Here is a 22,958-nt window from a genome sequence, read left to right on the forward strand (position 1 = left end):
GCGGTACGAAGGCGCGGCCGGCGCCCAGCATAGCCGCTGGCGGAAGCCCGGCAACGCCGCGGCGGCACCGGGCACCCGCGCGCCACGCCTTGCCAGCGCTTTGCCGGCCTGCCCATGACCAGTGGCCCAGCCGTTCGCGGGAGCGGGCTGCTAGGCTTTGCCGGTTTTCTCCACCGGTGCCCGCGATGTCCAGACTCCTGCCCCTGTCCCTGCTGCTGTTGACCGCCGTCGGCGGCGTCCATGCCGCGCCCACGCCGATCACCATCGAACAGGCGATGGCCGACCCGGACTGGATCGGGCCGCCGGTGGAGTCGGCCTGGTGGTCGTGGAACGGCCAGCAGGTCGAGTACACGCTCAAGCGCAAGGGCAGCCCGGTGCGCGACACCTTCCGCCAGCCGGTGGCCGGCGGCGCGGCCGCGCAGGTCGCCGACGACCAGCGCGGCACCCTGGACGCGGCCAACCGCGTCTACGACCGGCAGCGCCAGCGCATGGCCTTCGTGCGCAACGGCGACGTGTTCGTGCGCGACCTGCGCAGCGGCGCGCTGACCCAGCTCACCCGCGGCAACGAGCGCGCCACCGGCGTGGATTTCGCCACCGACGGCGGCCTGGTCTGGAACGTCGGCAACAACTGGTACCACTGGAACGCCGACAGCGGCGCGATCGCCCTGGTCGCCCAGCTCAAGGCCGAGAAGAACCCCGCGGAGGCGCCCAAGGCCGACGTGCTGCGCGACCAGCAGATGCGCACGCTGGAAACCCTGCGTCGCGATCGCGCCCAGCGCGAGGCGCTGCGCGAGCAGGGCGAGCGCTGGCGCCAGGCCGACCCGACCCGCGCGCCGGGCCCGGTCTACCTGGGCGCGGACGTGGAGATCGTGGACAGCGCGCTCTCGCCCGACGCCACCCACCTGATCGTGGCGACCAAGCCGAAGAACTTCGAGGACGGCCGCGGCGGCAAGATGCCGCTGTACGTGACCGAGTCCGGCTACGAGGAAACCGAGGACACCCGCACCCGCGTCGGCCGCAACGGTTCGGCGCCGCATGCGCTGTGGTTCGTCGACGCGGCCAGCGGCCAGGTGCGCCCGCTGGCGCTGGATGCCCTGCCCGGTATCGGCGCCGACCCGCTGGCTGCGCTGCGCAAGGCCGCCGGCAAGGAACCGCTCAAGGGCGACCGCACCGTGCAGGTGATGAGCGACTTCATGGGCGGCGGCATCCGCTGGAGCGCCGACGGCAAACAGGCGGCGGTGATGCTGCGCGCCAACGACAACAAGGACCGCTGGATCGTCAGCGTCGGCGACGACGGCCGCATGCAGAACCGCCACCGCCTCACCGATCCGGGCTGGATCAACTGGGGCTTCAACGATTTCGGCTGGATGGCCGACGGCCGCACGCTGTGGCTGCTGTCCGAGGAATCGGGCTTCTCGCACCTGTATACCCAGGCCGGCACCGGCAAGCCGCGCGCGCTGACCAGCGGCAGGTGGGAGACCTCCGCGCCGGTGCCCTCGGCCGACGGCAAGGGCTTCTACGTGCTGTGCAACCAGCAGGCGCCGCACGACTACGAGGTCTGCGGCGTGGATGCCGCCAGCGGCCAGGTGCGCGAGCTGACCGACCTCAACGGCGTGGAGGATTTCTCGCTCTCGCCCGACGGCAGCCAGCTGCTGGTGCGTTATTCCGGCGCCTACCTGCCGCCGCAGCTGGCGGTGGTGCCGGCCACCGGCGGCAGCGCGCGCGTGCTCACCGACACCCGCAGCGCCGAATTCAAGGCGCGCGAATGGATCCAGCCGCAACTCGTCGCGGTGCCCTCCAAACACGGCGCCGGCGTGATCTGGGCCAAGTTCTACGGCCCCGCGCAGAAGGAGCCGGGCAGGAAGTATCCGGTGGTGATGTTCGTGCACGGCGCCGGCTACCTGCAGAACGTGCACCAGCGCTACCCCACCTACTTCCGCGAGCAGATGTTCCACAACCTGCTGGTGCAGAAGGGCTACATCGTGCTGGACATGGACTACCGCGGCAGCGAGGGCTACGGCCGCGACTGGCGCACGGCCATCTACCGCAACATGGGCCACCCGGAGCTTGAGGACTACCAGGACGGCCTGGAATGGCTGGTGCGCGAGCAGCAGGGCGACCGCGACCACGCAGGCATCTACGGCGGCTCCTACGGCGGCTTCATGACCTACATGGCGCTGTACCGCGCGCCGGGCACGTTCAAGGCCGGCGCCGCGCTGCGTCCGGTCGGCGACTGGCACCAGTACAACCACGGCTACACCAGCAACATCCTCAACACCCCGGACATCGACCCGGAGGCCTATCGCGTGTCCTCGCCCATCGAGTACGCCGACGGCCTGCAGGACCACCTGCTGATCGCCCACGGCATGATGGACGACAACGTGTTCTTCCAGGACTCGGTCAACATGACCCAGCGCCTGATCGAACTGCACAAGGACAACTGGTCGATCGCGCCGTACCCGCTGGAACGCCACGGCTTCACCCGTGCCGATTCCTGGCTGGACGAGTACAAGCGCATCCTCAAGCTGTTCGAGGAACAGCTGAAGTAAGCGACAAGGGCGGCCACTGGCCGCCCTTCGGCTTGTCCACGCACGCACCCTACCCGTAGGAGCGACTTCAGTCGCGACGGAGCTTTCCCCGGCAAGTCCCATCGCGACTGAAGTCGCTCCTACCGCAAGGCACGCGACGCATCGCGAGGCTGTTCCGCCCGCAGCACTTCCGGAAGGCCACTTCGCTTCACCCGTCCCTCGTAGGAGCGACTTCAGTCGCGACGGAGCCTTCCCCGGCAAGTCCCCATCGCGACTGAAGTCGCTCCTACCGCAAGGCACGCAGCACATCGCAGGGCTGTTCCGCCCACAGCACTTCCGGAAGGCCGCTCCGCTTCACCCGTCCCTCGTAGGAGCGACTTCAGTCGCGACGGGGCTTTCCCCAGCAAGTCCCCATCGCGACTGAAGTCGCTCCTACCGCAAGGCACGCGGCGCATCGCGGAGCTGTTCCGCCCGCGGCACTTCCGGAAAGCCGCGCGGCACGCCCCCTTCTTCCCCGGACGCCCCGCATGACCTCCCCCATCCGCATCGTCACCGCCGTGATCCTCGACGACGCCGGCCGCGTGCTGGTGGTGCGCAAGCGCGGCTCGCAGACCTTCATCCAGCCCGGCGGCAAGCGCGAGCCCGGCGAGGACGCGCTGCGCACGCTGGGCCGCGAACTGCATGAGGAGCTGGGCGTGACCCCGCGCACCGGAAGCGCTCTGGCCCTGGGCACCTTCGAGGACGAGGCGGTCAACGAAGCGGGACGGCGCGTGCAGGGCGAGTCGTTCCTGGTGCGGGTGGATGGCACGCCGCGCGCGCAGGCGGAGATCGCCGAGCTGGCCTAGATTCCGCTGCACCCGCCGCATGGGGTGACGCTGGCGCCGCTGAGCGAACGCCACGTGCTGCCGGCGGCGGTGCGGCTTCTGCGCTCGGCTACTCCCCGGGAGCAGCCGCCCCACCTCCATGGCGATGCCGGTGGGGCTGGGAAAGTCCCGCGAAGCCGGCGATAGTGCGCTCCACCGTTTCCCGCAGCCTGCCCGCGTGATCCAGCCATCCCTCCCTCCGCTCCGTCCCCCGCGCCCGACGGCCGCCGCCTTCGTCGATGTCACCGCCAGGCTGTCGCTGGTGATGGCCGGCCTGTCCGTCGCCTGGAGCCTGTTCCAGCTGCTGCTGGTGGCGGCACTGGGCCGGCTCGACCCGGTGGGCTGGCTGCAGCGGCAGGGCTTGCCGGTGCCGTCGGCGATGCAATGGGCCGCGCACCACGCGCTGTCGCTGACCCTGCTGATGCTGCTGCTGTCCGTCGCCCTGCTCGCGGTGTCGTGGGGGCTGCTGCGGCGCCACGAGTGGGGGCGGATCGGCTTCATTGTGTTCCTGGTCGTGGTGGCGCTGGCCAACTTCGCCATGCTGCCGCTGGTCGACGGCATGTTCGCGGCGATGCAGTCCATCCTGCCGGCCGGCTTCCTGGACTCGCCCGATGGCAGGGAAGCGCTGGCGCAGATGCAGGCCAGCCGCTGGACCGCATTGATCAGCGCCGGCGTCACCGCGCTGGCCTTCGCCGCCCTGCATGGCTGGCTGGTGATCAAGCTGTGCCGCGACGAGGTGCGCGCGCTGTTCCGCTGAACGCCTGCGCTACAGTACGCGCCATGGACGAATTCGAACGCGTACGCGACTACCTCACCGGCCTGCAGGACCGCATCTGCCAGGCCATCGAATCGGCCGACGGCCGGGCCCGCTTCGTCGAGGACCGCTGGCAGCGCGCCGAAGGCGGCAGTCACTCCCGGCCTCCTGCCTCCCGTGACACGGACCCATCCCTGGGTGGCGGCGGCCGTACCCGCGTGCTGCGTGACGGCGCGGTGTTCGAGCAGGCCGGCATCGGTTTCTCCGACGTCGCCGGTACCCGCCTGCCGCCCTCGGCCTCGGCGCACCGCCCGGAACTGGCCGGCGCCTCGTGGCGCGCCTGCGGCGTATCGCTGGTGTTCCACCCGCTCAATCCCTATGTGCCGACCACCCACGCCAACGTGCGCTACTTCCAGGCCGAACGCGACGGCGAGGCGGTGGCGGCCTGGTTCGGCGGCGGTTTCGACCTGACCCCGTTCTATCCGTTCGACGAGGACGTGCGCCACTGGCACGAAGTCGCGCGCGGGCTGTGCGCGCCGTTCGGCGCGGAGCGCTACGACGCGCACAAGCGCTGGTGCGACGAATACTTCTTCCTCAAGCACCGCAACGAGACGCGCGGCGTCGGCGGCCTGTTCTTCGACGACCTGCATGGCGATTTCGAGCGCGACTTCGCCTACCTGCGCGCGGTCGGCGACGGCTTCCTCGACGCCTACCTGCCCATCGTCGCGCGCCGCAAGGACACGCCCTACGGCGAGCGCGAGCGCGAGTTCCAGCTGTACCGGCGCGGCCGCTACGTCGAATTCAACCTGGTCTACGACCGCGGCACCCTGTTCGGGCTGCAGAGCGGCGGGCGCAGCGAAAGCATCCTGATGAGCCTGCCGCCGCGCGTGCGCTGGGAATACGGCTACCAGCCCGAGGCCGGCAGCGACGAGGCGCGGCTGGCCGGCTACCTCGTCCCGCGCGAGTGGCTGTGACGGAAGCGCGGCCGGACGTCACCCGGCCGCTTCCGTAACCGGCCGGCGGGGCATAGCCAGCGGACGCGACTGTCGCTATTGCCCCCTGGACTGCGTGTCCCGACGCGGCACGATGGTGATGTGGCCGTTGATCTCCAGCAGCGCCAGCTCCACTTCCTCGACGCCGCGGCATCCCTGCTGGCGCAGGGCCGCGTCGAAGTCGGCCTGGGTGATCAGCTCGCGGCGCAGCACCGAGTCCAGCAGGCGGCCGTCGCGCGCGACCAGCACCGGTTCGCCTTCGATCAGCCGCTCCATGCGCCGGCTGCGGGTGGTAAGCCAGCCCACCCCGTAGTTGAGCGCGATCAGGGTCGCCGCCAGCAGCAGCCCGCCGGCCAGCGAGGTGTCCTGCCCGAGCAGCGCGTTCTGTACCGCGTTGCCCAGCAGTACGATCAGCAGCACATCGAATGGCGTGACCTGCCCCAGCGCGCGCTTGCCGGTCAGCCGCACCATTCCCAGCACCACCACATAGACCACCACGGCGCGCAGGATGAACTCCCACCACGGCATCGCCAGCGCAAACATGTCCAACATCTGGACTGCATCCCCGTTCCGGTTCGTCCCCGCCATGATGCCCAGCCTGCCCGCGGCGCGCGACAGGTAGAGCCGCCGCCCAGCGAATTCGCATGCCAAGCCTGCCCGTATCCGTGCCCGGGTAACCGCATGGGAACGGCACAAAAAAAGCCCCGCCGACCAGGGGGGGGTCGACGGGGCTGGAGGAGCGGCGATTTGGGGAGGAATCCCCGCTCCGAGATCTGCTCCAGGGGATGGGAGAGATCCGCGACAGGCGTTGCACCTGTCGAGGGCTATATGACCACCCCGGACATTGATGGATCGTGAAGAACGGCCATTTATTTCAGGACGATTAAGGAGGGATTCATTCCAATGCCAGCGCGCGGATTATTGCCCGCACGCGGCGTTACGCAACGTTCCAGCCGTGGCATTACTGGCGTTAAATAATCGGAAAACCGTGGCATCCGTTACAAACGGAAACTCCGCCATCGCGTAATGCACTGATGTCCATCCGCTACGCGAATACCGGCGTGGGCCACAGGACGCGCCACCCCGATGAAATGAATGGGCTCAGTGCGCTTCGTCCTGCGCATGCATGCCCCTCGGTGGCGAGCATTTCTGCCGCCGCGGCACACGCCAGTGCAGTGAATCGCCCTGACAAGCCGCTTGATGCGCTTCGACCCGCGCCACGCAAGCTTCGGCGACGGACGGCCCTGCCCGGCACGTCGCCACGCGCCAATGAAACGAATGGCCGTCAGTGCGCTTCGTCCCAGTTGCTTCCCACACCGGAATCCACCACCAGCGGCACCCGCAGCTCCGCCGCCGCGGTCATGCGCGTCTCCACCTCGGCGCGCAGCGCGTCGATGAAATCGGCATCGGCCTCGAACACCAGTTCGTCGTGCACCTGCAGGATCATCTGCGCGCGCTCGCGGTGGTCGGCCAGCCAGCCGTCCACACTGACCATCGCGCGCTTGATGATGTCCGCGGCGGTACCCTGCATCGGCGCATTGATCGCCGCGCGCTCGGCGCCGGCGCGCAGGCCCTGGTTGCGGGCGTGGATGTCGTTCAGGTACAGGCGGCGGCCGAACAGGGTTTCCACGTAGCCCTGCTCGCGCGCCTGCACGCGCATGCGCTCCATGAAGTCGCGCACCGCCGGGTAACGGCTGAAATACAGCGCCACGTAGTCCTGCGCCTGGCCGCGGTCGATGCCCAGGTTCTTGGCCAAGCCGAAAGCGCTCATGCCGTACATCAAGCCGAAGTTGATCGCCTTGGCGGCGCGACGCTCGTTCGCGGTGACGTCTTCCAGCGCGCGGCCGAACACTTCGGCGGCGGTGGCACGGTGCACGTCCACGCCCTGCTCGAAGGCGCGGATCAGGCCCGGGTCCTCGGACAGGTGCGCCATGATGCGCAGTTCGATCTGCGAGTAGTCGCAGGCCATCAGCCGGCGCCCGGGCGGCGCGACGAAGGCCTTGCGGATGCGGCGGCCGTCGTCGGTGCGGATCGGGATGTTCTGCAGGTTCGGATCGGACGAGGACAGCCGCCCGGTGGCCGCGCCGGACTGGTGGTAGCTGGTGTGCACGCGGCCGGTATCGGGATTGACCATCTCCGGCAGCTTGTCGGTATAGGTGCTGCGCAGCTTGGCCAGGCCGCGGTACTCCAGGATCACGCGCGGCAGTTCGTGCTGGTCGGCGATGGCTTCCAGCGCCTCCTCGTTGGTGCTGGGCTGGCCCTTGGGCGTCTTCACCAGCGCCGGCAGGCCGAGTTCCTCGAACAGCACCGCGCACAGCTGCTTGGGCGAATCCAGGTTGAAGCTGCGCCCGGCCAGTTCGGTGGCCTTGCGCTGCGCGGCGAGCATGCGCGAGGACAGGTCCGCGCTCTGCCGCCGCAGTTCGACGCTGTCGATGCACACGCCGTTGGCTTCGATGCGGGCCAGCACCGGCACCAGCGGCATCTCGATCTGCCGGTACACCTTTTCCAGCGCCGGCTCGGCGGCCAGCCGCGGCGCCAGCACGCGGTGCAGGCGCAGGGTGATGTCGGCGTCCTCGGCCGCGTACTGGCCGGCCTCGTCGATGCCGACCTGCGAGAAGGAGATCTGCTTGGCACCCTTGCCGGCGACGTCCTCGAACTTGGTGGTGGTGTAGCCGAGATAGCGCTGCGCCAGCGAATCCATATCGTGGCGGGTGGCGGTGGAATTGAGCACGAAGCTCTCCAGCATGGTGTCGTCGGCGTAGCCGCGTACCTCCACGCCATTGCGGCGCAGCACGTGGATGTCGTACTTGCCGTGCTGGCCGAGCTTGCGCCTGCCGGCATCCTCGAGCAGCGGCCGCAGCGCGTCGAGCACCTGCGCCGCCGGCAGCTGCGCGGGCGCGCCCGGATAGTCGTGGCCGACCGGGATGTAGGCGCCCGTGCCCGGCTCGACCGAAAGGCTCACGCCGACCAGCCGCGCGCGCATCGCGTCCAGCGCGTCGGTCTCGGTGTCGAAGGCGAACTCGGCGGCGGCCTGAAGGCGCTCGACCCAGGCGCGCAGCTGTTCATCGGTGAACACGGTCTCGTATTCGCCCTTGCCCGCCATCGCCGGGTCGGTCTCGACCGCCGGTACGCCCTCGCTGGAGCGGGCGAAGCCGGCGGCGGTGCCGCGCAGGCTGACCTTGGCCTCGCCGGCCGCGGCCGGCGCCTCGACGCCGCCCAGCTCGCGCAGCGCCTGGGTGAAGCCATAGCGGCCGTACAGCTCGCGCAGGCTGTCCACGTGCTGGTCGCGCAGGCGCAGGTCGCGCGGCCCCTGTTCCAGTTCCACGTTGGTGCGGATGGTGACCAGGTCGCGGTTGAGCGGCAGCCGCGGCAGCGCGGCGCGCAGGTTCTCGCCGATCTTGCCCTTCATCGTGGCCGCGGCGGCGATCACGCCGTCCAGGTCGTTGTACTCGGCCAGCCACTTGGCCGCGGTCTTGGGGCCGCATTTCTCCACGCCGGGCACGTTGTCCACCGCGTCGCCCATCAGCGCCAGGTAGTCGACGATCTGCCCGGCGCGCACGCCGAACTTGTCCATTACCGCATCGTCAGAATCGGTGCGGCTGCCGGTCATGGTGTTGACCAGCACCACGCCCGGGCGCACCAGCTGGGCGAAATCCTTGTCGCCGGTGGAGATGGTCACCTCCAGGCCGTCGGCGGCGCCGGCCAGGGCCAGGGTACCGATCACGTCGTCGGCCTCCACGCCCGGCACGCGCAGGATGTCGATGCCCAGCGCGTGCACGATGTCGCACATCGGCTGCACCTGCGCGCGCAGTTCGTCGGGCATCGGCGGGCGGTTGGCCTTGTACTCGGCGTACAGGTCGTCGCGGAAGGTCTTGCCCGGCGCGTCGACCACGAAGGCCACGTAGTCGGGCTTTTCCTTCAGCGTGGCGCGCAGCATGTTGACCACGCCGAACAGCGCGCCGGTGGGTTCGCCAGCGGCGTTGGACAGCGGCGGCAGCGCGTGGAACGCGCGGTACAGGTAACTGGACCCGTCGATCAGGACTAATCTGCTCATGCGCCGATTCTACGCGCCGGGCGTTGCGCGACGCGCGCTGGCGCCCGGCGCAGGCATAATCGGACAGGACACCGCCGCGAGGAGCCGCCACGATGAAACACCTGCTGCTGATTCCCCTGCTTGCCCTGGCCGGCTGCGCCAGCATGGGCCGGGACGCCGACGCGCCGCCGGTGGACGTGACCGGCGCCGACGTGACCCGCCGCACCATGGACAACGGCGACACCATCGAGGAATACCGCGTCGGCACCCAGCTGCGCATGGTCAAGGTCACCCCGGCGCGCGGCGCGCCGTTCTATCTCTACGACCGCAACGGCGATGGCCGCATGGACAACGACAAGGACGGCGTGTCGCCGGTCTACTGGAAGCTCTACAGCTGGTGAACCGGCGGCCAGCAGGGGTAGCCCACCTGCCCAGCCCCGTCGCCACGGCGCCTGGTGGGCTGGCGACGCTTGCTGAACCCGTGTCCGGACCGTTGCCTACCTCGTAAAGAAACCCTTCCGCGGGGCTGCTTGTTGTAGGAGCGGCTTCAGCCGCGATGGGGACGTTGGCTGCCCTCGCGACAGCCGCGGGCGCCGCCGGAGATCGCACCGGGCATTCTCCTTGCCGACCGATACAACGCGTCGACATGTCGTGGGATCTACGCGAAAGCCCTATCGCGGCTGAAGCCGCTCCTACGACCAGTCGCGCAGCTACGTGCTCTGCGGATTGCCAGATACCCCGCCTCCCCGTAGGAGCGGCTTCAGCCGCGATGGGGACGTTGGCTAGCCTCCCGACTACCGCGGACGGCGCGGGAAACCGCACCGGCATTTCCCTGGGCGACTGTTACACGGCCCGACATGTAGTGGGAACCTATGCGAAAGCCCGGTCGCGGCTGAAGCCGCTCCTACGGCCGGTCGCGCGGCGGTGTGCTCTTCGCGGATCGCCACATACCCCGCCTCCTCGTAGGAGCGGCTTCAGCCGCGATAGGGACGTTGGCCGCCCTCTCGACTAACGCGGGCGGCGCCGGAAACCGCACCGGGCATTTCCTTGGCCGACCGGTGCGACACGCCGACATGCCGTGGAGATCTACGTGAAGGCCCCATCGCGGCTGAAGCCGCTCCTACGGGTTGCGCGGAGGTCAGCGGATCACCAGCACCGGCACCGTGCTGCGCGCGAGCACTTCGGCGGTCTGGCTGCCGAGCAGGACGCGGGTGACGCCGCGGCGGCCGTGCGAGGTCATCACCAGCAGGTCGCTGCCGCAGGCGTCGGCGGTCTCGATGATGCCGTCGGCGGCATAGCGGTCGAGCACGTGGTGGCCCTGCACCCCGGCCACGCCGGCCGCACGCGCCGCCTCCAGCGACGGCTGCAGGATCTTCTGCGCGGCCGCCTCGCGGTCCTGCTTGTATTCAGGGCTGGCCTCGTAGCCGGCGCTCCAGCCCATGGCGTCGTACATGCCCACGGCCCAGGGCTCGGAGACGGTGACGATGTCGACCGCCGCGCCGAGCTGGGCAGCCAGTTCCAGGCCCTTCTGCAGGCCCTTGCCGGCGAGTTCGGAACCATCGGTCGCGATCAGGATGCGCTTGTACATGGCGGTTCTCCTTGGGAAGGGTGGGAGGACACCATTGCACACCCGATGTTGCCGCCGTGCATTGAGCCGGATCAAACGGCCGGCGCTGCCGCCGGCCCGGGGCAGCCCGGGGCGCCCTACAGCACGGTCAGGTTGGCGTAGGCCATCACCAGCCACTTGCTGCCGGCCTCGGCGAACTCGACCTGCACGCGCGCATGCGCGCCGCTGCCCTCGTAGTCGGTGACCATGCCCTCGCCGAACTTGGGGTGGGACACCAGCGCGCCGAGCTTGACCGGCGGCGCCTCGATGGCGGCATGGCCCATCACCCGGCTGGTGCCGAGCGATGCCGGGCGCGAGACCTGCACCTTGGGCCGCACTTCGTGCAGCAGCTCGCGCGGGATCTCGCGCAGGAAGCGCGACGGCAGGCTGTAGTTGTCCTGGCCATGGATGCGGCGCGACTCGGCGTAGCCCAGCACCAGCTTCTGCCGGGCACGGGTGATGCCGACGTAGGCCAGACGGCGCTCCTCCTCCAGCCGCCCGCTTTCCTCCAGCGAACGCGCGCCGGGGAACAGCCCTTCCTCCAGGCCGGCCAGGAACACCAGCGGGAATTCCAGGCCCTTGGCCGAGTGCAGGGTCATCAGCTGCACGCCGTCCTCGCCGGCCTGCGCCTGGCCTTCGCCGGCCTCCAGCGAGGCGTAGGAGAGGAACGCGACCAGTTCGCTCATGTCGGCGGCGCCCTCCTCGTCCTCGTCGCGCTGGACGAAGCGCGAGGCCACCGACACCAGTTCGTCGAGGTTGTCGCTGCGCGATTCGGAATCGAGCGCGTTGCGGCTTTCCTTGCCCCAGTGCTCGCGCAGCGCCGAGCGCAGCAGCACGTGGTCGATGCGCTCGGCCAGGGTCATCTGCGCGGTCTCGCCGCCGATCTGCTGGACCAGGTTGATGAAACCGGCCAGCGCGTTCTTCGCGCGCGAGGTGAGGTCGTTGCCCTGGGTGGCGAGCATCGACGCCTCCCACAGCGACAGCGACTGCGCGCGGGCGATGCGCCGCACCTCGTCCAGCGTGCGCTCGCCGATGCCGCGCGTCGGGGTGTTCACCGCGCGCTCGAAGGCGGCGTCGTCGTTGCGGTTGGTCAGCAGCCGCAGGTAGGCCAGCGCGTCCTTGATCTCGGCGCGCTCGAAGAAGCGCATGCCGCCGTATACGCGGTAGGGCACCTGTTCGGACAGCAGCGCTTCCTCGAAGGCGCGCGACTGCGCGTTGCTGCGGTAGAGAACGGCGATATCGCCGTAGCTGCCGCCGTCGCGCACCCACTGCCGCGCGCGCTCGACCAGGTAGCGCGCCTCGTCCATTTCGTTGTACGCGGCGTACAGGTCGATCGGTTCGCCGTCGCCGCTGTCGGTCCACAGCTGCTTGCCGATGCGGTCTGGGTTGTGCGCGATGACCGCGTTAGCGGCGTTGAGGATGTTGGCGCTGGAGCGGTAGTTCTGCTCCAGGCGGATGGTCTGCGCGCCCGGGAAATCCTTGAGGAAGCGCTGCACGTTCTCGACCTTGGCGCCGCGCCAGCCATAGATCGCCTGGTCGTCGTCGCCGACCACGAACACGTTGCCCGAATCGCCGGCCAGCACGCGCACGAAGGCGTACTGGATGGCGTTGGTGTCCTGGAACTCGTCGACCAGGATCTCGCGGAAACGCGCGCGGTAATGGGCGAGCAGGGCCGGGTTGTCGCGCAGCAGTTCATGCGCGCGCAGCAGCAGTTCGGCGAAATCCACCAGCCCGGCGCGGTCGCAGCGCACCTGGTACTCGATGTAGGCCTGGCGCATGGTTTCCAGCCAGGCGTCGTGCGGCTCGGGCTGGATGTGCTGCGGGCGGCGGCCCTCGTCCTTCTGCGCGTTGATCCACCACGCGATCTGCTTGTGCGGGAACTTGCCATCGTCCAGTTCCAGCGCCTGCACCACGCGCTTGACCAGCCGCAGCTGGTCGTCCGAGTCCATCACCTGGAACGCCTCGGGCAGCTTGGCATCGGCCCAGTGCAGGCGCAGCAGGCGATGGGCCAGACCGTGGAAGGTGCCGATCCACATGCCGCGCGCGCCGTTGCGCAGCTGCAGGTCGATGCGGTGGCGCATCTCGCCGGCGGCCTTGTTGGTGAAGGTCACCGCGAAGATGCCGTGGGTCGGCACGCCATGCACTTCGTTGAGCCAGGCGATGCGGTGGGTCAGCACGCGGGTCTTGCCGGAACCGGCGCCGGCAAGGATCAGGTAGTGGCCGGGAGCAGCGGAAACGGCCTCGCGCTGGGCCGGGTTCAGCCCGTCGAGCAGGTGGGAAACATCCATCGGCGCATTCTACGGGAAAGCCCGCGGGCGGCGGCCGTTCAGCCCCGCAGCCGGCGCAGCGCGGCTGCCGCGGCATGCGCGGCCTGCCCGCGCAGTTCCGGTATCGCCAGGCTCTCCCACAGGCGGCCGATGCGCAGACTGCCGACCACCTGTACGCGCGGATCGGCCACGCCGTCGGCGTCGAGCAGGCTGCCGTCCGCGGCGGTGTCGATGCCGATGCCGTGCGGCCCCGGGCGCGCGGCGCCGCTGCCCAGCATCTGCTGCAGCAGCGGGTTGCGCATGGCCTGCGCGCGCATCTCCACGCCGGTGGCGTTGACGACGCAGTGCGCATCGAGCTGGAACGGCTGCCGGCGCGGGTCGAGCGCGCCCAAGTGCACGCAGGCGCCCTCGGCGATCGCGGTTTCCAGACGGCCGCGATGCAAGTGCAGGCGATCCTGGCGCCGCAGTTCCATCAGCTGCGCATGCACCGGCGCGGCGATGCGGTGCCGGTGCACGTCCCAGTAACGCACCACGTGGCGCAGGAAGCGGCGCTGGTCGTCGAAGGACAGCGACTGCCACAGCGCCTGGCCCAGCGGCCGGATGCGCTCCATCACGTTCTGCCAGGGAATGCCGCGCAGCGCGGCCTCGTCGGCATGGCGGCGCAGCGCGCGCACGCGCTGGCGCAGGGTCATCGCCAGCAGCGGTTCGGGATCGTAGTCGGCGGCCGGCCCCTTGGCATGCGGCAGCGGCAGCAGCGCATGGCGCGAGAGCACGTGCACCTGGCCGCGATGCCCGATGGCGGCGAGCGAGACCACGCTGTCGGCCATGCTCAGCCCGGAGCCGACGATGGCCACGTCGGCGGTCGCGGCGATGTCCTGCACCGCGTCGAAATCCCAGGCCTCGATGCGCTTGCCCGGCGGCAGCGCACCGGCGCCGCGCGCCGGCAGCGGCCGCAGCGCATTGCCGGCGCACAGCGCCACCGACGCGGCCAGCAGCGGCTGACCGTGGTCCAGCTGCAGTGCGATGCCGTCGGCCTGCTTCTCCAGCGAGAGGACGCGCGCGGCGCGCAGGTCCAGCTGCGCCGGGCTGGCGTCCACCGCCTCCTGCAGGCGCTGCCGCAGATAGTCCGCGTAGTGGTGGCGGGCGACGAAGGTCTGCGCCAGGGTGTCGCGCGCGACGCCGGGCAAGGCATCGCGCGCGACCAGGTAGTCGAGGAAATCGTCGGGCCGGTCGGGAAAACCGCTCATCTTGCCGGCGGGCACGTTGAGCAGATGCTCGGGATACCGCGTGGCGTAGGCCACGCCGCGGCCGAGCGGCAGCTGCGGCTCGATGAGCGCCACGCGCAGCGCGGCGGTGGCGCCACGCAGCACGCCGATCGCGGTGAGCACGCCGGCGGCGCCGCCGCCGATGATCGCGATGTCGCAGGCCTGCGTCTGGTCGGAAACTGTCATGCGCCGATTGTAGGCGATGCCGCCAGCGCGGCCTGATGCCGCCGCCGCATGTGCTGATGGGACACGCTGATGGCGTTTTCCCGGCCCCGGAAACACGGAACCCGCCTTGCGGCGGGTCCGGTGCGGAACGGCTGCCCAAGCAATCCGTGCGGATTACTTGATCTTGCCTTCCTTGTACAGAACGTGCTTGCGGACCACCGGGTCGTACTTCAGGAATTCCATCTTCCCGGGGGTGTTCTTCTTGTTCTTGTCCGTGGTGTAGAAGTGGCCGGTACCGGCCGAGGAAATCATACGGACCTTATCGCGCTTGCCTGCCATGATGTTTTACTCCTCAGACCTTTTCGCCGCGGGCACGCAGCTCAGCCAGAACGGAATCGATGCCGTTCTTGTCGATGGTGCGCAGTGCATGCGCGGAAACACGAAGCTTGACCCAGCGGTTCTCGCTGGCGACCCAGAAACGGCGCTCGTGCAGGTTCGGCTGGAAGCGACGGCGGGTCTTGTTGTTGGCGTGCGAGACGTTGTTACCCGTCTGCACCTTCTTGCCGGAAACTTGGCAAACTCGGGACATTGCGCACCTCGGTAATGTCGGTTGTCTCTTCCTTGGCCAGGAAGAGGGCGGCCCCGGCGGTTGTCCGCCACACGTCACGGGAGTCAGGGGTACGCTGCAAGGCGGCTGGACGACGTGCTTCCGGCCGCCGGCCTCGGGATTCCGGGCACAGCGAGCCGCGCATTATGCGCGATGGCCGCGGCGATGGCAAGTTGTCCACAGCCCCCGCCAGCCGGTCCCGGGCCAGGCGCGGGGCCGCGGCTCCCGGCACGCCTGCCGGGCAGCGGCCGCAGAAGGGCTCACTCGGGCGCGAAGGACAGCGTGCGCCGCCAGCGCAGCGGCGTGGTCGCGCGCGCCGGGTCCGGCGGGAACAGGGTCAGGTAGCCGGCCGCGATGGCGCGGTCGCGGATGCGTTCGCCGACGCCTTCGGCGACCTCGACCTCGACATGGGTCACCCGCCCCTGCGGGTCCACATCCATCGCCCAGACCAGCCGGCCGCTCCATTCAGGTCCCGGAATCGAAGGGTCGTAATTCGGGCGGCCGGCCACGTAGGGAATGCCGCGCTCGAGGTAATGGGGCGAATCCTCCAGGCGCGGATCGACGCGGATGGTGGCCGCATTGGTGCGGCCGTCGCCAAGCAAGGCGCGCGCCGTCCACTCCCCCGCCGCGCCACCTTCGCCGAGGTCTGCGCGATGGCACTGCTTGGTGCCGCGGTAGTCGTCGTACCGGTGCAACGACACCCGTCTGCCGTCGGCATCGAGCAGTTCCAGCTGCAGGCCGCCCACGTCGGCGGGTGCGGCATTGGCGGCCACGCAGATCTGGTGGTCGTGGTCGCCCTGCACGACGAACTGGCGGGTCTGCTGGCGGGCAATGGAATCGGCCGGCGGCTTCGACCACAGGAACTCGATGTAGATGTCGCGGTCTTCCGCCGCGGCCGTACCGCCCGCGCACGACGATAACAGACCCACTACCGCAAGACGGCGCAATCGCATGACCCGCTCCCAGGATGTATCGCCCGACTCTAGCCAGCGGCGACGGCGGGCATCAAGTCAGGACGCCGGGCGCGACGCGCGCAGTTCGCGCCAGGCCGCACGCGCCACCGTCCATGCCGAACGCAGGAACAGCAGCAGCAGCGCCACGGCGATCAGCAGGTCCGGCCAACCGGCGCCGAACGCCCACACCGCCAGCGCCGCGAGGATCACCGCGCTTCCTTCGTAGACATCGTTCAGCGAACACATCCAGGCCGACGCCAGGTTGATGTCGCCCTGCCGGTACGGCCACAGCAGGCGCAGGCACAGCAGGTTGGCGGCGAGGTTGAGCAGTGCGGCGATGCCCATGCTCTCGAACAGCGGCAGGTGCGGATGCATCAGCTTCCAGCCGATGCCAACCGCCACCGCGATGGCCGCGCACAGGATGAAGGCCGCCTTGAGCAGGGCGACCCGCGCCTTGGCGGCGAGGCTGGCGCCGACCACCGCCAGGCTCAGCGCATAGGTCAGCGCGTCGCCCAGGTTGTCCAGGCTGCCGGACAGCAGCGAGGCCGAGCCGCTGTGCCAGGCCGCGGCCATCATCATCGCGAAGGTCAGCAGGTTGATCGCCAGCACCCAAACCAGCACGCGCCGCTGGCGTGCCTGCATGCGCTCGACCTCCAGGGTTTTGCCGCAGCCGCAACAGTCGCTCATTCCGGTTCCATGCAGGGCATCGGCGCGGATGTTCGCACCGATGGAGGAAAAGTTGCAGTGCCTGCGGCAATGCAGGGTGCGTATCGAAGCGCAGGATGCCGGCGACGTCGGGGCCGCCGCCGGTAGTTTCCTCGAACGCTTTCATCGCATTCCCGGCGCATCACCCGGGGCTCTCGCGCATACGACCTCGCCCTAGCGCAGGCAAAACCGGACTCAACGCTCCCCGCGGTGCAGCCAGCGATACAGCACCGGCAACACCAGCAGGGTCAGCAGGGTGGAGGACACGATGCCGCCGATCACCACGGTGGCCAGTGGGCGCTGCACCTCCGAACCGGCGCCGACGTTGAAGGCCATCGGCACGAAGCCCAGCGAGGCCACCAGCGCGGTCATCAGCACCGGCCGCAGGCGGCCCAGCGCGCCTTCGCGCACCGCTTCGGGCAGCGGCCGCCCCTGTTCGCGCAGGCTGCGCACGAAGCTGATCATCACCAGGCCGTTGAGCACCGCCACCCCGGACAACGCGATGAAACCCACGCCCGCGGAGATCGACAACGGGATGCCGCGCAGCGCCAGCGCCAGCACGCCGCCGGTCAGCGCCAGCGGCACGCCGCTGAACACGATGGCCGCGTCCCTGCCCGAGCCGAACGCCCAGAACAACATGGCGAAGATCAGCGCCAGCGTCGCCGGCACCACCACCGCCAGGCGCCGGCTGGCCGAGATCAGCTGCTCGAAGCTGCCGCCGTAGTCGATCCAGTAGCCCGTCGGCAGCGGCACGCCGGCATCGATGGCCCGCTGCAGGTCGGCGACGAAGCCGCCCAGGTCGCGGTCGCGCATGTTGGCGGTGACCACGATGCGGCGCTTGCCGTTGTCGCGGTTGATCTGGTTGGGGCCTTCGCTGGTGTCGATGCGCGCCAGTTCGCGCAGCGGTACCGTGCGCGGGTTGCCGGTGAGCGCGCCGGCGGCGCCGCCGCGGCTCAGTTCGTCGGCATTGCCGCTGGCCAGCGCGGCTTCCAGCGACACCGGCAGGTCGGCCAGGGCCGCCGGATCCTGCCGCAGCTCTTCCGGCAGGCGCACCACGATGTCGAAGCGGCGGTCGCCCTCGAACAGCTGTCCCGCCACCTGCCCGCCCACCGCGGTGGCCACGGTGGACTGCACCTGGCCCGGGTTGAGGCCGTAGCCGGCGAGTTTCTGCCGGTCCGGGGTGACGGTGAGCAGCGGCAGGCCGCTGGTCTGCTCCAGCCGCACGTCGGCGGCGCCGGGCACGCCCGCGGCCACCTTCTCGATGCGCCGGCCGACGTCCATCAGCGTGTCCAGGTCGTCGCCGTAGAGCATCACCGCGACATCGGCGCGCACGCCGGAGATCAGCTCGTTCATGCGCATCTGGATCGGCTGGGTGAACTCGTAGTTGTTGCCCGGCAGTTCCTCCACCGCTTCCTCCAGCTCGACCAGCAGGCGCGCGCGCGGCTTGCGCGGGTCCGGCCATTGCGCGCGCGGCTTCATCATGATGAAGGTGTCGGCCACCGAGGGCGGCATCGGGTCGGACGCCACTTCCGGCGTGCCGATCTTGGAGAACACCTTGGCCACTTCCGGGAACTGCAGCAGGCGCAGTTCGATCTGCCGCTGCATCTGCACCGATTGGGTCAGGCTGGTGCCGGGAATGCGCATGGCGTGCATCGCCACGTCGCCTTCGTCGAGGTTGGGCACGAATTCGCTGCCCAGGCGTGTCGCCAGCAGGCCGCAGCCGATCACCAGCACCAGCGCGCCGGCCATCATCCAGCGCCCGCGGCGCAGGGCGACGTCCAGCAGCGGCTGGTAGCGCCGGCGCAGCCAGCCCATCAGCCGGTTCTCCGTCTCCTGCACGCGGCCGCCAAGGAACAGCGCGATCGCCGCCGGCACGAAGGTCAGGCACAGCAGCATCGCGCCGCTCAGCGCCAGCACCACGGTGATCGCCATCGGGTGGAACATTTTTCCTTCCACGCCGGTGAGGGCGAAGATCGGCAGGTACACGGCGGTGATGATGCCCAGGCCGAACAGGCTCGGGCGGATCACCTCGGCGGTGGCGGCGGCGGTCTCGGCGAAGCGTTCGGCGCGCGTCATCGCCCGGCCCAGCGCATGCGTGCGCTGCCCGAAGCGGCGCAGGCAGTTCTCGATGATGATCACCGTGCCGTCCACGATCAGGCCGAAATCCAGCGCGCCCAGGCTCATCAGGTTGGCCGACACGCCGCCGCGCGCCATGCCGGTCAACGTGAACAGCATCGCCAGTGGGATCACCGCGGCGGTGATCAGCGCCGCACGGAAGTTGCCCAGCAGCAGGAACAGCACCACGATCACCAGCAGCGCGCCCTCCAGCAGGTTCCTGGCGACGGTCTGGATGGTGCGGTCCACCAGCGCGGTGCGGTCGTAGCTGGCGGTGACGGTGACCCCGATGGGCAGGCTGCGCTGCGCCTGCTCCAGCCTTGCCGCCGCGGCCTGCGCCACGGCGCGGCTGTTGGCGCCGACCAGCATCACCACCGTGCCCATCACCACTTCGTGGCCGTCCTGGGTGGCGGCGCCGCTGCGCAGTTCCGGGCCGTCGGCGACGGTCGCCACGTCATGCACGTGGATGGGTACGCCTTCGCGGCGGTCGAGCACGATGTCGCCGATCTGCGCCAGGTCGGCGACCTGGCCGGGAACGCGCACCAGGAACTGCTGGCCGTTGCGCTCGATGTAGCCGGCGCCCACGTTCTGGTTGTTGGCCTGCACCGCGGCGGCGACGTCCTCCAGGGTGAAACCCAGCGCGCGCAGCCGCGCCGGGTCAGGGGTGAGGTGCACCTGGCGCTGGAACCCGCCGATGGTGTTGACCTCGGTGACGCCGGGCACGGTGCGCAGCTGCGGGCGGATCACCCAGTCCTGCAGGGTGCGCAGGTCGGTAGCGGTGTAAGCGCTGCCATCGGCCTTGCGCGCCTCCGGGTCGGCGTCGATGGTGTACATGAAGATCTCGCCCAGGCCGGTGGCGATCGGCCCGAGCTGCGGGTCGAGGTCCTCCGGGAGCTGCGAGCGCGCCTGCTGCAGGCGTTCGGCCACCTGCTGGCGGGCGAAGTAGAGATCGGTGCCGTCGGCGAACACCACCGTCACCTGCGACAGGCCGTAGCGCGACAGCGAACGCACGCTCTCCATCTTCGGCAACCCGGCCAGCACCGTTTCCACCGGGAAGGTGATGCGCTGTTCGGTTTCCAGCGGCGAGTAGCCTGGCGCGGCGGTATTGATCTGCACCTGCACGTTGGTGATGTCGGGCGTGGCGTCGATCGACAGCCGGGTGAAGCTCCAGCCGCCGAGCAGCACCAGTGCGCCGGTGAGCAGCAGCATCAGCCAGCGGTGGGCGATGGCGGCGCCGACGATGCGTTCGAGCAGGCCGGGGCGCAGCGCGCGGTCAGTGTTCATGGCCCGCTCCCGCCTTGCCGATGTCGGCCTTCACCGTATAGCTCTGTTCGACGACCACCTCCTCGCCGGCCTGCAGGCCGGCGGCGACCGCCACCTGCCGCGCATCGCGCGCGCCGAGCGTGACCGGCCGCGCCTGGTAGGTATCGCCGGTGCGCACGAACACCACGTCGCGGCCGTCCATGCTCTGCAGCGCGCTCAACGGCACCACGACGTCGGCCGGCGCGCTGGCCACGACGATGCGCGCGCGCACCGCCGCGCCCGGCCGCCACAGGCCGTCGGCGTTGTCCACGGTGGCGCGCGCCACCGTGCTCTGGCTGGCGGTGGCGGTGCCCGGCAGCACGCGTTCGAGCGTGGTGGCCTGGCTGACGCCATCGGTCATGCGGGTGACGGTGACCGGCACGCCGGCGGTGATGTGCTGGGTATCGGCGCCGAAGATGTGCAGGTCCACCCACAGCTGCGAGAGGTCGCCGATCTCGAACAGCAGCTGGCCTTCGCCGGCGACGCCGCCCACCTGCGCCTGGCGCGACAGCACCACGCCGGAGATCGGCGCGCTGACGCCATAGGTGGTCAGGCTGAGGTTGCTGTCGATGCTGGCCAGCGGCTGGCCGGCGCGCACGCGGTCGCCGACGTTGGCCCGCAGCGCGCGGATCGGACCGGGGAAACGCGCGGTGACCTGCGCCATGCGCCCGTCGATCGGCGCCAGCAGGCCCTGCACGTCGTGCTCGTCGGCGATGGTGCCCGGGCCCACGGCAGCGCTGACGATGCCGGCAGCCTTGGCGCGCGCGGCGGGAATGGTGGTCTGCCCGGGCGCTTCGTCTTCCTCGTCGTGGTCGTCGCCCTCGGCATGCGCGTGGCTGCCCTGGGCGGCGTCCTTGCCTGCGGCGGGATCGCCGCCGCAGGCAGCGAGCGCGGCCAGCAACACGGCCAGCGCGGCCAGGCGGAACATCGGGGAAGCGGTCAGGGGGGCCTTCATGGCGTGTTTCCTTCGGAAGCGGTGGCGACCAGCGGTTGGCCGGTCAGGCGCTGGATCTCGATCAGGGCGGTCTGCGCGGCGAGCGCGGCATCGAGCTGGCGCTGCCGCGCCTCGATGCGCATGGCCTGCAGCTGCGCCCATTCCAGGTAGCTGATGGCGCCGGCGCGCCAGGCGGTTTCGGCGGCCTTCTCGGCGCGTTGCAGCTGCGGCAGCACGTCGCTGTCCATGCGCGCCACTTCCAGCCGCGCGGTGCCGTAACGGCCGTGGGCCTCGGCCAATGTTGCGTACAGCTGCAGCGCGCGCGATTCGCGCTCCAGCGCACTCATCGCCAGTTCGGCCTGGGCGGCGCGGATTTCCGGCCCGGCGCGGCGGGCGCTGCCCAGCGGCAGGCTGAAGCCGCCGACCAGCGCGGTGTCGTTGCTGTCGCGGTTGTTGCGCACGCCCAGCTGCCAGGACAGATCGCTGCGCAGCTGGCTGCGCGCCAGCTGCAGCTGCGCCTCGCGCACGCGCGCTTCGCCGGCGACCACTGCCAGTTCCGGCGTGTCGGACAGCAGCGTCGCCAGCTGCTGGAAATCCTGCAGCGCCGGCAGCTGCAGCGGATCGCCACTGACTGCGCCGAAGTCCGCTTCGCGTGCGTTCCACAACGCGGCCAGCGCCATCCGCGCGGCGCGTTCGGCTTCATTGGCGCGGTCACGATCCAGTTCGGCCTGGGCCAGCGCCGCCTGCGCGGTCATCAGCGTGGATGCGGGCGAGGCGCCGGCCTGCAGGCGCAGGCGTGCGGCGGCGACTGCGCGGCGGCGCTGCTCGATGTCGTCCAGCGCGATCCGGCGCTGGCCGCGCGCGGCGGTGATGGCCAGGTAGCGGCGCGCCACTTCGGCCATCAGGTCCAGGCGGGCGATCTCGCGCTGCGGGGCCAGCACGTCGATATTGGCCTGCGCCAGCGTGCGGCGCGCGTCCAGCTTGCCGCCGCGCTCGAGCACGCCGGCCAGCGAGACGGTGACCTCGGCAGCGTCGAAGCCGCGGCCGCCGCCGCTGCCCAGGGCGTTCTCGACTTCCACGCCGAGCACCAGCGGCGGCGTGAAGCCGGCGCCGTCGAGGCGGGCCTGGGCGGCGGCGCGCTGCAGCTCGGGCAGGCGCAGGTCGGGATGGGTGCGGGCGACGCGGCCGACCGCTTCGTCCAGGGTCAAGGGTGCAGGCGGCGACGGCACCTGCGCGACGGCGCACGGTGCGATCGCCAGGGCCGCAAGCGCGGCCAGGCGTTTCCACATGGGGAATCTCCGGTTTTCGGCGAGGGATCGGGACGTCCGCGCGGCGGACGCGGGATCAGGCCGGAATCGGAGGGCGCAGCAGGCTTTCCGTCGGCGCCGGGCGCCAGCGGGTGTCGTGCGGGGTGGTGCAGGTGGCGACCGGCGGCATCGCCACGTCCCATGCCGCAACGGCGAACGGCAGCACGCCGCCGTGGCCGTGGCAGTGGCCGCAATGCACGAGCGCGTGCAGCAGGCGGGCGCCGTCGGCTTCGTCGTGGCCGCTGTCGGCGTCCATCGCCGGATCGTGCACGGCGACCGGATGATCGGCGTGGCTCATCGCGTGCAGCTCGCCCAGCGCCGACGCCAGCGCGCCGCCGGCGGTGCCGAGCGCGACCACCGCCAGCACCAGCAGGCGGAGCAGCAGCGACGGCGGGCGGCGGCGCAGGAACGCAATCATGCGCGGCAGGGTAGCGGCGGCATGTCGCGTTACACAATCGCAAGGGTCGCGGGAGTGTGCGGACCCGCTGCGCTCACCGCATTCGAATCGCAGGAGCGGCTTCAGCCGCGACGCGCTTCGCCGGGAAAGCGCCGGTCGCGACTG

17 protein-coding genes and 1 pseudogene are annotated in these 22,958 nt (G+C 70.3%); 5 read left to right on the plus strand and 13 right to left on the minus strand.

Annotated features, from left to right (window positions below):
* The first annotated feature begins 185 nt into the window (after positions 1-185).
* The 4 genes and pseudogenes from CQ393_RS09865 to hemF all read left to right on the plus strand — a co-directional run bounded on the left by CQ393_RS09865 (position 186) and on the right by hemF (position 5,119).
* Entirely contained in the window at positions 186-2,549 is a 2,364-nt protein-coding gene (locus CQ393_RS09865; RefSeq protein ID WP_153191387.1) for a S9 family peptidase, read from the plus strand.
* A 506-nt stretch (positions 2,550-3,055) separates the two neighbouring features.
* Positions 3,056-3,439, plus strand: a pseudogene (locus tag CQ393_RS09870) (NUDIX domain-containing protein); the annotation flags it as partial.
* Between the two features lie 130 nt (positions 3,440-3,569).
* Positions 3,570-4,148 (plus strand): hypothetical protein, encoded by a 579-nt coding sequence (locus CQ393_RS09875; protein WP_343199916.1) that lies wholly within the window; start codon positions 3,570-3,572, stop codon positions 4,146-4,148.
* Positions 4,149-4,171: 23 nt separating this feature from the next.
* Positions 4,172-5,119, plus strand: a complete 948-nt coding sequence (gene hemF, locus CQ393_RS09880) for an oxygen-dependent coproporphyrinogen oxidase (protein WP_153191388.1) — start codon at positions 4,172-4,174, stop codon at positions 5,117-5,119.
* A gap of 75 nt (positions 5,120-5,194) precedes the next feature.
* On the opposite strand, the gene CQ393_RS09885 is transcribed toward hemF, so the two are convergent.
* On the minus strand, positions 5,195-5,689 hold the full coding sequence (locus CQ393_RS09885; RefSeq protein ID WP_153191389.1) for a YetF domain-containing protein: 495 nt from the start codon (positions 5,687-5,689) through the stop codon (positions 5,195-5,197).
* 733 nt (positions 5,690-6,422) lie between these two features.
* Complete coding sequence (gene polA, locus CQ393_RS09890; RefSeq protein WP_153191390.1) at positions 6,423-9,191, minus strand: DNA polymerase I; 2,769 nt, start codon at positions 9,189-9,191, stop codon at positions 6,423-6,425.
* Positions 9,192-9,283: 92 nt separating this feature from the next.
* On the opposite strand from polA, the gene CQ393_RS09895 reads away from it, so the two are divergent.
* The gene (locus CQ393_RS09895) at positions 9,284-9,571 is read left to right on the plus strand and encodes a DUF2782 domain-containing protein (RefSeq protein WP_153191391.1); all 288 of its coding nucleotides are present in this window, start codon (positions 9,284-9,286) and stop codon (positions 9,569-9,571) included.
* Positions 9,572-10,308: 737 nt separating this feature from the next.
* Here CQ393_RS09895 and CQ393_RS09900 read toward each other — a convergent pair.
* From CQ393_RS09900 to CQ393_RS09950, 11 genes are all read right to left on the minus strand, one after another.
* Positions 10,309-10,758: a universal stress protein gene (locus CQ393_RS09900; protein ID WP_153191392.1), complete on the minus strand. Its 450-nt coding sequence runs from the start codon at positions 10,756-10,758 to the stop codon at positions 10,309-10,311.
* Between the two features lie 116 nt (positions 10,759-10,874).
* The gene (gene uvrD, locus CQ393_RS09905; protein ID WP_153191393.1) at positions 10,875-13,064 is read right to left on the minus strand and encodes a DNA helicase II; all 2,190 of its coding nucleotides are present in this window, start codon (positions 13,062-13,064) and stop codon (positions 10,875-10,877) included.
* A 38-nt stretch (positions 13,065-13,102) separates the two neighbouring features.
* On the minus strand, positions 13,103-14,494 hold the full coding sequence (locus CQ393_RS09910) for an FAD/NAD(P)-binding protein (RefSeq protein ID WP_153191394.1): 1,392 nt from the start codon (positions 14,492-14,494) through the stop codon (positions 13,103-13,105).
* Positions 14,495-14,647: 153 nt separating this feature from the next.
* The gene (gene rpmG / locus CQ393_RS09915) at positions 14,648-14,815 is read right to left on the minus strand and encodes a 50S ribosomal protein L33 (RefSeq protein WP_169411268.1); all 168 of its coding nucleotides are present in this window, start codon (positions 14,813-14,815) and stop codon (positions 14,648-14,650) included.
* Positions 14,816-14,825: 10 nt separating this feature from the next.
* On the minus strand, positions 14,826-15,062 hold the full coding sequence (rpmB, locus tag CQ393_RS09920) for a 50S ribosomal protein L28 (RefSeq protein ID WP_054668347.1): 237 nt from the start codon (positions 15,060-15,062) through the stop codon (positions 14,826-14,828).
* A 278-nt stretch (positions 15,063-15,340) separates the two neighbouring features.
* Positions 15,341-16,033 (minus strand): hypothetical protein, encoded by a 693-nt coding sequence (locus tag CQ393_RS18230; RefSeq protein ID WP_228114416.1) that lies wholly within the window; start codon positions 16,031-16,033, stop codon positions 15,341-15,343.
* Positions 16,034-16,090: 57 nt separating this feature from the next.
* Positions 16,091-16,720, minus strand: coding sequence for a cation transporter (locus CQ393_RS09930; RefSeq protein ID WP_153191395.1), 630 nt, complete (start codon positions 16,718-16,720; stop codon positions 16,091-16,093).
* A gap of 213 nt (positions 16,721-16,933) precedes the next feature.
* Positions 16,934-20,107, minus strand: coding sequence for a CusA/CzcA family heavy metal efflux RND transporter (locus CQ393_RS09935; RefSeq protein WP_194269641.1), 3,174 nt, complete (start codon positions 20,105-20,107; stop codon positions 16,934-16,936).
* A gap of 19 nt (positions 20,108-20,126) precedes the next feature.
* The gene (locus CQ393_RS09940) at positions 20,127-21,110 is read right to left on the minus strand and encodes an efflux RND transporter periplasmic adaptor subunit (RefSeq protein WP_228114418.1); all 984 of its coding nucleotides are present in this window, start codon (positions 21,108-21,110) and stop codon (positions 20,127-20,129) included.
* On the minus strand, positions 21,107-22,378 hold the full coding sequence (locus CQ393_RS09945; protein ID WP_153191397.1) for a TolC family protein: 1,272 nt from the start codon (positions 22,376-22,378) through the stop codon (positions 21,107-21,109). The genes CQ393_RS09940 and CQ393_RS09945 overlap by 4 nt, the downstream gene beginning before the upstream one ends.
* A gap of 55 nt (positions 22,379-22,433) precedes the next feature.
* On the minus strand, positions 22,434-22,814 hold the full coding sequence (locus CQ393_RS09950) for a hypothetical protein (RefSeq protein ID WP_153191398.1): 381 nt from the start codon (positions 22,812-22,814) through the stop codon (positions 22,434-22,436).
* Between the last annotated feature and the right edge of the window lie 144 nt (positions 22,815-22,958).

Origin of the sequence: Stenotrophomonas sp. MYb238, assembly GCF_009496535.1 — a bacterium.
Lineage (GTDB): Bacteria > Pseudomonadota > Gammaproteobacteria > Xanthomonadales > Xanthomonadaceae > Stenotrophomonas.